Consider the following 13,793-nt stretch of genomic DNA (forward strand, 5'->3'; position numbering starts at 1 on the left):
TGCTTATAAATGAAGAGGTTGAAAAACAGGCGTCAATCATCCGCCTGTTCGTCTCCATCGCGCCGGCTCATACCGTATTTGCGCATCTTTTCCACCAGCGTGGTACGCCGAATGCGCAGGCGCTCGGCAGCCCGTGCCACGATGCCATTGGCGTCGTCGAGCGCCTGCTGGATCAGGCCCTGCTCGAGACCACCGAGGTAGTCCTTCAGGTCCAGGCCTTCTGGGGGCAGCATGGCGTTTGCGGTGAAGTCTGGCGTATGGCCGTTGATTGCCACGCGCTCTTCGAGATCGCTGCGCAAGCTGTCGACCATTTGCTCGTCTTCATCATCGACGTAGCGGAATTTTTTCGGCAATTCGACCACACCAATCACCCCGTACGGATGCATGATCGCCATGCGCTCCACCAGGTTGGCCAGCTCACGGACGTTGCCCGGCCAGGCGTGACGGCACAGCGACATGATCGCCGCCGAGTTGAAACGGATCGAACCGCGCTTTTCGTGCTCCATGCGCGATATCAGTTCGTTCATCAGCAGCGGAATGTCTTCGACACGCTCGCGCAACGGCGCCATCTCGATCGGGAATACGTTCAGGCGATAGTAGAGGTCTTCGCGGAAGGTACCGATCTCGATCATGCTTTCGAGGTTCTTGTGGGTCGCGGCGATGATGCGCACGTCAACGCTCTGGGTCTTGTTGCTGCCCACGCGTTCAAACGTACGCTCTTGCAACACGCGCAGCAGCTTGACCTGCATCGGCAGCGGCATGTCGCCGATTTCGTCGAGGAACAACGTACCGCCATTGGCCAGTTCGAAACGGCCGGCACGGCTGGTGATGGCACCTGTGAAGGCGCCCTTCTCGTGACCGAACAGTTCGCTTTCCAGCAACTCTGCCGGGATCGCCCCGCAGTTGACCGGTACGAACGGCGCGTCGCGACGCTTGGAATGGTAATGCAGGTTACGCGCTACCACCTCCTTGCCGGTGCCGGACTCGCCGAGGATCAGCACGCTGGCGTCGGTGTCGGCCACTTGCTGCATCATCTGACGCACGTGCTGGATCGCACGGCTGGTGCCGACGAGACTGCGGAACAGATTGGGTTCTCGATGACGACCGCGCTCGCGGGCCTGGTCATACATTTCGCGATAGACCTGGGCGCGGTGCAGCGAATCAAGCAACTTGCTGTAGCTCGGCGGCATTTCGAGGGTCGAAAGCACGCGGCGACGCTGGTCTTCAGGCAAGTCGACGGAAGAATTATCGCCCATCAGCAAAACCGGAAGGAACTCATCCCAGGTTGCGAGTGTCTTTAGCAAGCCAAAAAGCGCACCAGGAGCATTGACCGTCCCGATCAGTACGCAAATGACCTCACGACTAGACGACAAAGAGCCGACCGCCTGCTGCCAGTCATGGCTGCCGCAGGGTAAATTTTCTTCGCCGAGAAAATTCAAGATCACCGCCAGGTCGCGGCGGCGAACGCTATCGTCATCAATCAGCAGAATTTTGGTTTCACGCCACATGCAATAGCAACTTCCCTAGTCAACTCAATGCCCAAAATAAGGGGCAAGCGAGACGCTTGCAGGACACCATGTGCCTGTAGACGCCTGAAATCTGAAAACAGCCACTAGTTAAGTCAAAAAACCGTGCACAGTCAAATTTATGGCGCACATGTTTGGATTAACCGGGGATTAATTAACCAAACAGATGGTAAACCTTTGCTGCGTTTTGCGCTTGGGTGATCTGCGACATCTCTTCGACAATCGCCTTACGCTCTCCCGTCGCCGCTTCCAGTAACTGCTTGTAAACCCCTAGCAACTCCTCAAGGTTGTCGCGCAACGCCACCTCGTCCACCGAAGCTTCACTCAAGACGTCTTCCATGCAGGAACGGCAGGCCAGATCCAGCTCGCCAATAGCTTCCCAGTTACGCTCGGCCAGAGCACCGGACAGAGCCTCGCGGGTTTCTTCGATTCGCTGCAATACAAGACTCATGGTGATCTCCTTAAAACTGTGGAGCCGGCGTGCCGATGGCATCCCAGCCGTCCTTGACCGTGCGCAACAGGTCAGCGACTTCGTCGAGGATCTTTGCGTCGGTCTTGGCGTTGGCTTCAGTCAGACGCTTCATCATGTATTCGTAAAGATTGGCCAACTCGCCAACCTGCTCCGACTGATTGTCCAGATCAAGCCCCTCGAGCAGACCACCAATGATGCCGATGGCCTTGCCAATCAGAACACCTTTGTTCGGGATGTCCTTGCGCTCCATAGCGCCTTTGGCTTGGGCAATACGATCAAGACCACCTTCCATCAGCATCTGGACCAGACGGTGCGGACTGGCTTCGGAAGTCTGCGCCTGGGCGCCAATCTTCTGGTATTGGCGAAGGGCTAACATCGGATTCATGTTCTACCTCATCAAATTTCTATGGTACGCATATCAAGGGTATCGACGATGCGTCAAAAAACTTTAGATTCAAATGCAAAAAGCCCGGAGCGTGAAAAAACGCTGCCGGGCTTTTGGCGTTTCAGACGTTAGCCTTTCTGCTGAGCGGTCAACGCCTCGAACATCGAAGTGATGTTGCTGGCGGTGGCCTTCAGTTTGCCGACCAAGGTGTCCATGTCGTTGTACTTTTTGGTCAGTACATCGGTCAGGGTTGCGATGCGACGATCGAGTGCTTCCTGATCATTGCTCAGACGTCTCTTGGTTGCATCCAGCGCCTTGCTGCGCGCATCGAGAATAGAGTCCTGAATCTTGCCATTGACTGTCTTGGATTCAGTGAACGGCTTGATCGCATTATTCATGCGCTCCAGCAGCCCGCCGGTGCCGGTGAACAGGGTCTGCACTTCGCCACCGAGCTTCTTGTCGTTCATCGCGGCAGTGAACTTGGTGCTGTCGAAGTTCAACGCACCGGTCTTCTGATCGGTGGTAATCCCCAATTGCGAAAGCACAGTCAACTTATCGCCGGAGCCCGTCTGGGACAAAGGTTCACGCAGGGCATTAAGAATCGACCGCGGCAGCGGGTCACCAGTCAGAGCCGCTGCAACGGTGAGCTTGCCGTCATCATCCAGCGACGGTTTGGTCAGCGAAGTCACTGCGTTGGCAACAGCGTTGTAGGCATCGACAAATTTCTGGATCGACGCCTTCAGCCCATCGTTGTTGGAGGCAACAGTGACCGTCGACTTACCGATTGCCGCCAGGTTCAGGGTCAGCCCGGAAATCGCGGTATCGTTGGTATTGGAACTGCTGGTGATTTTCAGACCATCGACGGTGAATTCCGCGTCCTGGGCCAGATCACCGATGGCACCCGACGATGAAGCGGTCGGGGTGGCATCCATTTTCGTTGTACCGTCGATCTCGAGACCGGCAATACCACTGGCAGAAATGTCGGAACCTACGCCCGTCGTGGTAGAGCCAAGCACCAGTCGAGACCCGAAGCTGTCGGTCACGATGTTGGCACTCAAACCCTTGGATTGATATTGGGTGTTGATCGAGTCACGTACCGATTGCAGGGTTGCTCCCGCCGCGACGGTCACAGGATAGCTTTTGCCATTCTGGGTGATAGTCAGAGTGCCGGTAGGTATCGAACTGGTATTACCACCAGGAAACGCCGCAGAAGCGACCTTCGAAGACGTAGCGAGCTTTGTGACATCCAAAACATAATTGCCGGAAACGGCATAGTTGCTCGAGGTGGCAGACAGCACTTTTGTGTCGGAGGACGTTGCCGCAAAACCGGTGAACTGCGGGCTGGTGGTGCTGCCCAGATCAGTCAGGGTTTTCTGGAACGTCGCCAGCAGCGACTTCAAAGTACCAATACCGGAAATGCTCGCCGTGTTGGTGGCGGTTCCACGGTCGATCTGACCTTGCTTGGCCGCTTTGTCAGCGTTCACCAAGGCTTTGACGATAGCACCGGTATCAAGGCCTGAGCCTAAACCCGTGCCCGGTAGAATTGGACTTGCCATGTGGAACTCCCTTCAGTGTGTCGCCGGTCTTTTGACCACTACAACGCCCAAAAGAACATAGCAACAAAATTCGTGCCAGCTGTCAGACTTTAGCGCTGAACAACAGGCTGCTTGCATCATTCAAACTGTTTGCCAGTTTCAGCACTTCTTCGTTGGGGATCTGGCGGATCACCTCACCGGATTCGCTGGCAATCACTTTGACCACTACTTTGCCTGAAGGCTCATCAATCGAAAACTCCAGGTTGCGCTTGACCGACTGCACAAACTTCTCGATCTCCTGAACAGCCATCTTCAGTTTTTCCGGATCGGTCTTATCGTTTTTACTTTCTTCCTTGACAGCAGCTACCGGAGCAACCACAGGGCGAGGCTTTTCTGCAGGCTTTTCGGCAACCGTCGTCGCCTGCTTGGCCGCAGGATAAGACAAGTTCAGCTTGGCGCTCATATCCATGTCCATCACCTCTTAAAAAATTAAAAAGCGAGAGAGCGCGACAAGCGCACTCCCCCGCCAAAACTCATCAGCTATTACTGAAGCAGTTTCAGTACAGCGGATGGCAGTTGGTTGGCCTGGGCCAGAACTGCGGTGGAAGCTTGTTGCAGAGTCTGTTGCTTGGTCAGCTGTGCAGTTTCAGCAGCGAAGTCGGTATCTTGTACGCGACCCAGTGCAGCACTGGCGTTTTCGTTGATGTTCTGCAGGTTGGAGATGGTGCTGGTCAGACGGTTCTGGGCAGCACCCAGGTCTGCACGGCTGGAGTTGATCTTGGCCAGAGCGGCGTCGATTTTGGTCAGCGCGTTGTTCATCGAAGCTTCAGCGGTAGCGGAGTCGTTACCGGTGATTTGTACGGTAGCCGAGTCAACCGACAGGGTAGCTGCGTCGAAGCCGCTGTCCAGGGTCAGGGTGATCTGGTTGGTAGCGCCAGTGTTGGAACCCACCTGGAAGGTCATGGTGCCAGCGGTGCCGTCGATCAGGTTCTTACCGTTCAAGTTGGTCGACTTGGCGATACGGGTCAGTTCGTCGGACATCGAAGCGAACTCTTTGTTCAGAGCAGCGCGGTCAGCGGTGCCGTTCGAGTCGTTTCGGGATTGAACAGCCAGTTCACGCATACGCTGCAGAATGTTGGTCGATTCTTGCATCGCGCCTTCAGCGGTCTGAGCGATCGAGATACCGTCGTTGGCGTTTTTGATCGCCATGGTCTGACCACGGATCTGCGAAGTCATACGGGTAGCGATTTGCAGGCCGGCGGCGTCGTCTTTAGCGCTGTTGATTTTCAGGCCGGAGGACAGACGGGTCATCGAAGTCGACAGAGCGTCGGAAGCACGGTTCAGGTTTTTCTGAACGTTCAACGATGTGACGTTAGTGTTTACTGTTAAAGCCATGACGAATTCCTCGTTGGTTGGGTACTGCGGCTTCCGGCCCTGGCAACCGCCGGGTATGGCCTAGAGAACCTTCGTAATAGTTATCGTCGGGATTGCAACTTGCTTTAGGGGATTTTCGAAAAAATTTGCCATCAGTCGGCCATCCCTCGTAAATCAAGGGGTTGGCGAGCGCCAGCAAACGAAAAAATGGCGTCAGGAATACGCCGACCACTGAAGAACGAGAACTCGTCACGACCGGCACACAGGGGAGTTGTTTAAAAGGACAGACTATCGGCGATCAACTGAACGAGTTCGTATTCAAGATAATCGGCCAGCGCCAACCAGTTTTGCGCTTCCTGACACTCAAGCATCAGGCCAAGGATTTGCAGCCACTGCTGCTGACTTTGCCCTGATGCCATATCGAAGCAAGGCTGCAATGCGCCAGCCAGATCAATCATCGCCAACCCTGCCTCCACATCACGACCAAGACGAAACATCGCCGCGCACTGCTGCGCCTGAGTGATAAACGCTTGCGTCATACCGCCCACTCCGAATGAAACGCCGTCCCGGCGATCATCGCCCCTGCCCGACTGGTGTTGTAGAAACGCACTTGCGGATGCCCGGCGATGAAGCGCTCCAGCTCGCACAGATAGCTGCGAAAGTTGAGCTGCGTTTTGATTCGCTGCCCGTGGCCATCGAGCACCCAGTGTTTGGCTGCGACCCGTTGCGGCCCCAGATCACCGTCGCTCCAGCCGGCATGAGTCTTGTCGCCAGGAAAGGCAAAGTCGGCGCCGAACAATGTGATCTGTGCAGCGCCCATCTTCACCGCCAGATCCACAGCAGGATGGATCACACTGCCACCGACATACAGTTCGCCGCGTGGCATTTGCTGACGAATCACTTGATAGATCGGACTGGCCGAATAAGCGGCGTAGCGCGGCCCTTGCCAGTCCTTGAGCACCTGTGGTTCGACCATAGGCATGTAGGCCAGCGTTATTGATGCACTGTCCATCGGCGGCAGATGCCGAGCCGAAATGCGCTGATCGATGGTGACCACAATGTCAGGACGAATGCCGTGCTGCAGCAATGGGCGATACGCCGTATCGACACAAATGAACAACGGCCGCTCGGCTTGCGCGCGAATGGCTCGCAGGCGCTCGAAGTGCAGTTCAAGACTCGGCCCGGTGGCGATCACGAACACATCGCGCCCAACGTGCGATCCAAACAACTCAGCCACATCACCATCGCCTTCCAGCAACGCCTTGCTGGCTTGTAGGCGCTCGACGATTTCCGGCGACTGCGGATCGAACTCACGATTATTGAAAGCCAGATGGGTTTCGCTGATCAGCCGATCACGGATTTTGGCGCTGTAGTCATCGGCCAATACCAACTCCGATGGCAACGCGAAAAACGGCAGACAGATCTCGGCAAGATCACCGGCGTAATGCAATTCAACGCGCGAATCATTGAGCCACGGTTGTTGGTCGAGCAACTGTAGAACCAGCGCAAATACGGCGCCGTTGAGAATGTGTACGTGCAATTGCTTGAGTTGCGCACGCTTCAACAACTCCAATTGCAGATCACCCAAACCGGCGCCATAAACGTGCAGCACCCGACTCTCACTCGCCAGGCTCGCGGCCTGGACTTGCGCCTCACGCGCACGGTCATGGCGACTGGTCAGTTGAATGCCGTTGATACTCAACGTCGAACCCAGCCCCTCCACCAGTTCAGCTTGCAGCGATGACGGATCTTGCGCCATCAGACGGGCTGCCACCAAAGGCCAGCGGCGCTGGATGACGTCGGCATTCGACTGAAAGAACTCGCTCATGGCGCCTCTTGAACATTCGGGCAAAAAAATAGCGCTCAAGGTTACACCTTGAGCGCTATTTTTGGCTGCGCTTTATTGTTCAGGGACGATAGAGGATCGCCGAACCCCAAGACAAACCAACGCCAAAACCACTGATCGCAACGCGACTCCAGTCAGAATCGAGTACGTGTTTTTCCAGCAACAGCGGAACACTCGACGACACGGTATTGCCGGTCTCGACCATGTCCTTGATGAACTTCTCCGGCTCGCCTTCGAAGCGCCGCGCCACGGCATCAACAATCGCCGCGCTGCCCTGGTGAATGCAGAACGCGTCAATGTCATCAGCCTTGAGGCCCGAATCGTCAAGCAACTCATGCAAGTGCGCCGGGACTTTTAGCAGCGCGAAGTTGAACACCTGACGACCGTTCATGAAAAACACACCATTGCTGACCTTCAGGTGCGGAGCGCCAGAACCGTCGGTGCCGAACTTGGCTTTACCCAGCGCCCAGGTCGGATCGTCGCCCATCCAGGTCGCGGTGGCGGCATCGCCGAAGAGCATGGTGGTGTTGCGATCTTCCGGATCAACGATCTTCGAGTACGGGTCAGCGGTGATCAACAGACCGTTTTTCAAACCCGCGGCTTCCATGAAGCCCTTGATCGCGTAAATGCCATAGACGTAACCAGAGCAGCCCAACGAGATATCGAACGCCGCAACATGGGTTGGCAGACCGAGTTTGTCCTGCACGATCGCAGCAGTGTGCGGCAGGCCTTCTTCGTCACCGTTCTGGGTAACAACGATCAGCGCATCAATAGATTCACGCTTGAGTTCAGGGTTGTTGGCAAACAGCGCATTGGCCGCTTCCACGCACAGATCGGAGGTTTCTTGTTCAGCGTCTTTACGCGGCAGAAACGCCGAGCCGATCTTGCCGAGAATGAATTCTTCATCCTTCTCGAATTTTGCACCTTGTGCGTAATTGTCCACGCCGGCTACAGGAACGTAGCTCGCAATGCTTTTTATGCCAATCATTACGGCTTCCCAATATAAAACAACCCAAAACCACCGCTCGCAAGGATTCGAGGGGCGCCGACAAACAGAAAATGGCTGCCACAACGGGCAACCATGGGGGAGCGCAAAGGGCTATCACTGGAACCGAAAACGGGCCAGGCGCCATCTCCCCGATCAATACAATACAGTGAAGATGCGCGTTATGACTCGCAGGTCACGCTATTTTGCCGAATCGGATGCAGATCGGGTTATTCGACCAACGACCAATCCAGCGGCGTACCACGTTTGATCGGTGCGCGAGCGCGGCGCCCGAGGACAGCATCGACGTGCTTGGGCGGCAGACCGAGGCCGGGGCGAATGGCACGCAGATTGTCCCCTGTGAAGGGTTCACCAGCAGCCATGTCGGCCGTCACATACAGCGAACGGCGGTAGACCAGCGACTTGCGCTCGGCTTCGGTCGCGCCGTACTGCACCTGCCCCAAGGCCTGCCAGGCACGCTCGGTCTCGAGCACCAGACTGGCCATTTCCGCGGGCTCCAGCGAGAAACTGGCATCCACCCCACCCGCCGAACGGTCGAGAGTGAAGTGTTTTTCCACAACCGTCGCACCGAGTGCTACGGCCGCCACTGACACACCGACACCCATCGAATGGTCGGACAGCCCCACTTCACAACCAAACAGTTCACGCAGATGCGCGATGGTGCGCACGTTGCTGTTGAGCGGTGTCGCCGGGTAAGTGCTGGTGCACTTGAGCAATACCAGATCCTTGCAACCGGCCTCGCGGGCGGCGCGCACGGTGTCATCCAGCTCAGCGATGCTGGCCATGCCGGTGGAGATGATCAATGGCTTGCCGGTCGCGGCGACACGGCGAATCAGCGGCAAATCGGTGTTTTCGAAACTGGCGATCTTGTAGGCCGGCACATCAAGGCTTTCGAGAAAATCCACTGCCGTGTCATCGAACGGTGTCGAGAACGCGAGCATCCCCAATTCTTTGGCCCGTGCAAAAATCGGCGCATGCCATTCCCAAGGTGTGTGGGCCTTTTCATACAAGTCGTAAAGCGAGGTACCCGCCCACAGACTGCAGGGATCCTTGATGAAGAACTCGCCCTCGGCCAAATCCAGGGTCATGGTTTCAGCGGTGTAGGTTTGCAGCTTCAAGGCGTGCGCGCCGGCCTTGGCGGCGGCCTCAACGATTTGCAGCGCTACGTCCAGCGACTGGTTATGGTTGCCGCTCATCTCGGCAATGATGAACGGTGGCGCGTCGGCGCCGATCAGGCGGTCGCCAATCTTGAAACTAGGCATGCGGGTGATCCTTCAAAACACGGGTGAAGGCGCAGGCACTTTGCGTGAACCCGGCCTCACGAAATACATTCAACGAGGGGCGATTATCCGACAGCACCTGGGCAGTGATCGCCGTCATTGACGGCCAGTAATCGCTGACGAACGATTCGCCGCGAGCCAGCAGCGCCCTGCCCCATCCGAGACCGAGACGGCCCTCGAACAGATAAATCGACACTTCAGCTTCGAGCCCGCGCAAGTCATAGCGCAAGACACCCACCGGGCCATCATCGGCCTCGGCAATCAGCAGCAGACGCTGCGTGTTGCGCAAGCTTGCACTCAACCAGTTCAAGTGCTGCGCCCAGTCGATCACACCCTGTTCTTTCGACCAGCGCCGCACGGCCTCAGCATTGCGCCCCTCGAACAACAACTGCGCATCATCCGCCCTTGCCAGGCGCACATTGAGCACCGCGCCAGCCAGCGCCGCCGCGACGCGAAGCGCACCGCGACCATCGACCAGTTGCCGCGAACGCTCGGCGAGGCTTTGGCGCAAATAAACATTCTCGGTGACAAAACCTATGGCCTGACGCAGTTGCTCGACAGTGACCTGCTCGCGAGCGCCCATGAATACATGCGCACCCGCCGCCGCCATCACTTCGCCGTTGGCCTGCTGGTTATTCGACACGGCGATACAGATCGTCGGCAGCCCCATCGCCGCGCGCTCCCAACTGGTCCCCCCTCCCGCGCCGATAAACAGATCAGCCTCAGTCATGCGCTGATAAAAATCGCTGACAAAACTGTGCAAGTGCCAGTTCGGGCGTGTTTCGGCCATGGCTTGCATGTGTGCCAAGGCCGGGTTGTCAGCGCCGGCGACAAAGTCCACTTGCAGCTCAGCAAAGTCCGCTAGCGCCTGCATGGCGTGATGGGTCTGCCTCGCTGCGTCGAACCCACCGAAATTGACCAACACCCGCCGGGCCTTGGGTTTGATCTCGATGGCCGCGCAGTTGAACTCCTCACGCAACATGGCATAGCGCGGCCCGAGTAACGTACGGCAACCGGCAGGCAACAACGGCGCGTAGTTTTCGCTGAGACCGGACAGATTCTGATTGAGCAGCAGATCAACGCTGTAACGCCGAGAGGCCAGATCGTCCACGGCTGCAATCCGCGGAGCCCAGCGCCGGGCAGCGGTTTGCCAGTGATGATCGAGGCCGTAATGGTCGGCGATGACCCAGTCGAAGCCAGCGTGCCCCTCAAGCAATCCGGCGAGTGCATCGATGTCAGCCTGCCAAGGCAGCATCGACTCGATGGCCTGCTGCGGATCTTCATCGGGATAGCGTTCAGGCAGCGCGAACGTCTCGAAACCCTCGGCCAGCAAAGCGTCGAGCCGATGCCCCGGCAAACGCCGACAGGCAAATGCGACATGACTGCCCTGCCCACGCAGCACACGAGCCAGCGTCAGGCAGCGGGCAATGTGACCGCTGCCGATGGTGGGCGAAGCGTCAGCACGAATCAGCACTCTCATTGCAGCTCCCCACCGGCCTTGAGCGCGGCGTACAAATACTCGGCACGTTTCCAGTCCTCTGGCGTGTCGATGTCCTGCACCAGATGACTCGGCAAAATCACCGGCAGACTGGCCGGCGAGAACAGCACCTCGCCGCGCAACCACGACTCGCTGCGCCCCCAATAAAACTGGCCGGCATCCTGAAAGGCTTCGGGTAGATCCTGAGAGCGGGTATGGCGAAACTCCGGGTACAACGCCACAAGCGCGCCCTGCTCGTCGAGGGTCAGTGCGCGTTGTATCGGGAAACCAAAACCGGTGACGGAAAAGGCGAAGGACTTGTCCGGATGTTGCTCCAGCAAATCAAACCCCTGTCGCAGATACCGCGCCTGCAACAACGGCGCCGTCGCATAGACGCAACAGGCGTAATCGAAACCCGGTAACTGTTGCAAGGCATGCACGATCACCGCCGCCGTGCCGGTAAAATCGTCGGCAAGATCGGCCGGACGCAGAAACGGCACGTCGGCGCCGTGCGCCCGCGCTACCTCGGCAATTTCCTGGTCATCGGTGCTGACAACCACTCGGTCGAACAACCCCGAACCCAGCGCCGTGCGAATCGAGCGGACGATCATCGGTACGCCATCGAACGGTTTCAGGTTCTTGCGCGGGATGCGCTTGCTGCCGCCACGGGCAGGGATGATCGCCACGCAACTCACGTTGTCTTACTCCTCAAGAACCAGCCGTCGCAGTTGCTCGACCACGTAGTCCTGTTGTTCATCCGTCAGCAGTGGAAACAGCGGCAGGCTGATCGCTTCTGCGTAGTAACGTTCGGCTTCGGGAAAATCTCCCTCGGCAAAACCCAGGTCGCGATAGTACGGCTGCAAGTGCACGGGAATATAGTGCAGATTCACCCCGACCCCGGCCGCGCGCAAACCTTCGAACACCTGACGGTGGCTGAGACTGATGCGATCCGTCTGCAAACGCACGACGTACAGATGCCACGCCGATTGAGCCTCCACCTGAGCGCTGGGCAAGGTCAGCGGCAAATAAGCCAGCAAACGCTCGTAACGTGCCGCCAGTTCACGACGGCGGGCGACAAACTCATCCAGCTTGCCGAGTTGCGACAAGCCCAGCGCCGCTTGCAGATCCGTGATCCGATAATTGAAGCCGAGCTCGATCTGCTGGTAATACCACGGGCCGTGGGCAGGCTCGGTCATTTGCTGCGGATCACGGGTCATGCCGTGGCTGCGCAGGCGCTGCAAGCGCTCTGCCAGTTCCGGGCGATTGGTCAGCACCATGCCGCCCTCGGCACTGGTGATGATCTTCACCGGATGAAAACTGAACACCGTCATCGCCGCGAATTCGCCGCAACCCACCGGGCGCCCGGCATACGAGGCACCGACCGCGTGGGAGGCATCTTCGATCACGGTAAAGTTGTAGCGCTGCGCCAGGTCGGCGATCCGGCGCATGTCGCAGCTTTGCCCGGAGAACGCCACCGCCACCAGCACTTTGGGCAGTTTGCCGTCACGCTCGGCTTGCTCCAGCTTCGCTTCCAGCACAAAAGCATCGAGGTTCCAGGTGAGCGGATCGATGTCCACGAAGTCGACATCGGCGCCACAGTAACGACCGCAGTTGGCCGACGCCAGAAAGGTATTCGGCGTAGTCCACAAGCGGTCGCCGGGGCCAAGCCCCGCCGCCAGACAGGCAATGTGCAGCGCCGCCGTGGCGTTGCACACCGCCACGGCGTAATTGGCCTCGCAACGTTCGGCCATCGCCTGCTCGAAACGCTCGATGGTCGGCCCTTGCGTGAGCCAGTCAGATTTCAGCACCTCGACCACTGCGTCGATATCGGCCTGATCAAGGCTCTGCCGACCGTAGGGGATCATTTCGCAAGCTTCGCGTGCAGGTCAGCGATCTGCCCCACCGAGAGGAAATGCGGGTTGGTGTCGGAGCGGTATTCGAAATCTTCGCTCACCGGCTGACCGCGTTCGCCCAGCTTGTCGACGGCGAAATCGACATCGACGCTGGTGAAGCGGATCGACGGCTCAATGGTGTAGTGATCAGCAAATTCCAGGGTCATCCGCGCATCGTCCAGCGGCACCATCAGTTCGTGCAGCTTCTCGCCCGGACGAATACCGACATTCTTGTGCGGCAGGTGCTCGGCCATGCCCCGCGCCAGATCGACGATGCGGATCGACGGAATCTTCGGCACGAAGACTTCACCGCCGTGCATCCGCGCAAAGCTGTCGAGGACAAACTGCACGCCGTGATCCAGCGTGATCCAGAAACGCGTCATGCGCTCATCGGTGATCGGTAGCTCCTGCGCGCCATCGGCAATCAACTGGCTGAAAAACGGCACCACCGAACCCCGCGAGCCGGCCACGTTGCCGTATCGCACCACGGCAAAACGGGTCTGCTGTTCGCCGGCAATGTTGTTGGCGGCAACGAACAGTTTGTCCGACAGCAGCTTGGTCGCGCCGTACAGGTTGATCGGGCTGGCAGCCTTGTCGGTGGACAGCGCGACAACTTTCTTCACGCCATTGTCGATGGCGGCGGCAATGATGTTTTCCGCACCGTTGACGTTGGTACGAATGCACTCGGTCGGGTTGTATTCCGCTGCCGGCACTTGCTTCAGCGCAGCGGCATGCACGACGTAGTCGATGCCGCGCATGGCCTGACGCAAACGGTCGGCATCGCGCACATCACCGAGAAAGTAACGCATGCACGGCGCGTTGAACGTCTGCTGCATTTCGTATTGCTTGAGTTCATCGCGCGAGAAAACCACCACCCGCTTGGGCTGGTATTGCTCCAGCAAGCGGCGGATGAAGTTGCGACCGAACGAACCGGTGCCGCCGGAGATGAAAATCGATTTACCGTTGAACATGTCTTGAGTCCTGTTTCCCTGAGCGTCTG

The 13,793-nt window shown here is 57.9% G+C and carries 14 protein-coding genes; all 14 read right to left on the reverse strand.

Going from position 1 to position 13,793, the window contains the following annotated elements:
* Positions 1-32: 32 nt before the first annotated feature.
* Positions 33-1,508, reverse strand: coding sequence for a sigma-54 dependent transcriptional regulator (locus ACIOU6_RS11665; RefSeq protein ID WP_221731983.1), 1,476 nt, complete (start codon positions 1,506-1,508; stop codon positions 33-35).
* Positions 1,509-1,680: 172 nt separating this feature from the next.
* Positions 1,681-1,977, reverse strand: coding sequence for a flagellar protein FliT (locus ACIOU6_RS11670; RefSeq protein ID WP_221731984.1), 297 nt, complete (start codon positions 1,975-1,977; stop codon positions 1,681-1,683).
* Between the two features lie 10 nt (positions 1,978-1,987).
* The gene (gene fliS / locus ACIOU6_RS11675; protein ID WP_221731985.1) at positions 1,988-2,383 is read right to left on the reverse strand and encodes a flagellar export chaperone FliS; all 396 of its coding nucleotides are present in this window, start codon (positions 2,381-2,383) and stop codon (positions 1,988-1,990) included.
* Positions 2,384-2,511: 128 nt separating this feature from the next.
* Complete coding sequence (gene fliD / locus ACIOU6_RS11680; RefSeq protein ID WP_221731986.1) at positions 2,512-3,939, reverse strand: flagellar filament capping protein FliD; 1,428 nt, start codon at positions 3,937-3,939, stop codon at positions 2,512-2,514.
* 82 nt (positions 3,940-4,021) lie between these two features.
* Complete coding sequence (locus ACIOU6_RS11685) at positions 4,022-4,387, reverse strand: flagellar protein FlaG (RefSeq protein ID WP_221731987.1); 366 nt, start codon at positions 4,385-4,387, stop codon at positions 4,022-4,024.
* A gap of 74 nt (positions 4,388-4,461) precedes the next feature.
* On the reverse strand, positions 4,462-5,313 hold the full coding sequence (locus tag ACIOU6_RS11690; RefSeq protein ID WP_008077063.1) for a flagellin domain-containing protein: 852 nt from the start codon (positions 5,311-5,313) through the stop codon (positions 4,462-4,464).
* A 254-nt stretch (positions 5,314-5,567) separates the two neighbouring features.
* Complete coding sequence (locus ACIOU6_RS11695) at positions 5,568-5,831, reverse strand: hypothetical protein (protein ID WP_401136351.1); 264 nt, start codon at positions 5,829-5,831, stop codon at positions 5,568-5,570.
* Positions 5,828-7,120 carry a motility associated factor glycosyltransferase family protein gene (locus tag ACIOU6_RS11700; RefSeq protein WP_401136353.1) on the reverse strand — a complete coding sequence of 431 codons (1,293 nt, stop codon included), beginning with the start codon at positions 7,118-7,120 and terminating at the stop codon, positions 5,828-5,830. The genes ACIOU6_RS11695 and ACIOU6_RS11700 overlap by 4 nt, the downstream gene beginning before the upstream one ends.
* A gap of 79 nt (positions 7,121-7,199) precedes the next feature.
* Complete coding sequence (locus tag ACIOU6_RS11705) at positions 7,200-8,126, reverse strand: ketoacyl-ACP synthase III (protein ID WP_221731990.1); 927 nt, start codon at positions 8,124-8,126, stop codon at positions 7,200-7,202.
* A gap of 227 nt (positions 8,127-8,353) precedes the next feature.
* Positions 8,354-9,406 (reverse strand): pseudaminic acid synthase, encoded by a 1,053-nt coding sequence (pseI, locus tag ACIOU6_RS11710; protein WP_401136355.1) that lies wholly within the window; start codon positions 9,404-9,406, stop codon positions 8,354-8,356.
* Complete coding sequence (gene pseG / locus ACIOU6_RS11715) at positions 9,399-10,904, reverse strand: UDP-2,4-diacetamido-2,4,6-trideoxy-beta-L-altropyranose hydrolase (RefSeq protein ID WP_401136358.1); 1,506 nt, start codon at positions 10,902-10,904, stop codon at positions 9,399-9,401. Before pseG ends, pseI begins: the two co-directional genes overlap by 8 nt.
* Positions 10,901-11,596: a pseudaminic acid cytidylyltransferase gene (gene pseF / locus ACIOU6_RS11720; RefSeq protein WP_401136360.1), complete on the reverse strand. Its 696-nt coding sequence runs from the start codon at positions 11,594-11,596 to the stop codon at positions 10,901-10,903. Before pseF ends, pseG begins: the two co-directional genes overlap by 4 nt.
* A gap of 6 nt (positions 11,597-11,602) precedes the next feature.
* On the reverse strand, positions 11,603-12,766 hold the full coding sequence (gene pseC / locus ACIOU6_RS11725; RefSeq protein ID WP_221731994.1) for a UDP-4-amino-4,6-dideoxy-N-acetyl-beta-L-altrosamine transaminase: 1,164 nt from the start codon (positions 12,764-12,766) through the stop codon (positions 11,603-11,605).
* Positions 12,763-13,764 carry a UDP-N-acetylglucosamine 4,6-dehydratase (inverting) gene (pseB, locus tag ACIOU6_RS11730; protein WP_221731995.1) on the reverse strand — a complete coding sequence of 334 codons (1,002 nt, stop codon included), beginning with the start codon at positions 13,762-13,764 and terminating at the stop codon, positions 12,763-12,765. Before pseB ends, pseC begins: the two co-directional genes overlap by 4 nt.
* Between the last annotated feature and the right edge of the window lie 29 nt (positions 13,765-13,793).

It is taken from the genome of Pseudomonas sp. NPDC087615, from assembly GCF_044743445.1.
Taxonomy (GTDB): Bacteria; Pseudomonadota; Gammaproteobacteria; order Pseudomonadales; family Pseudomonadaceae; genus Aquipseudomonas; species Aquipseudomonas baetica_A.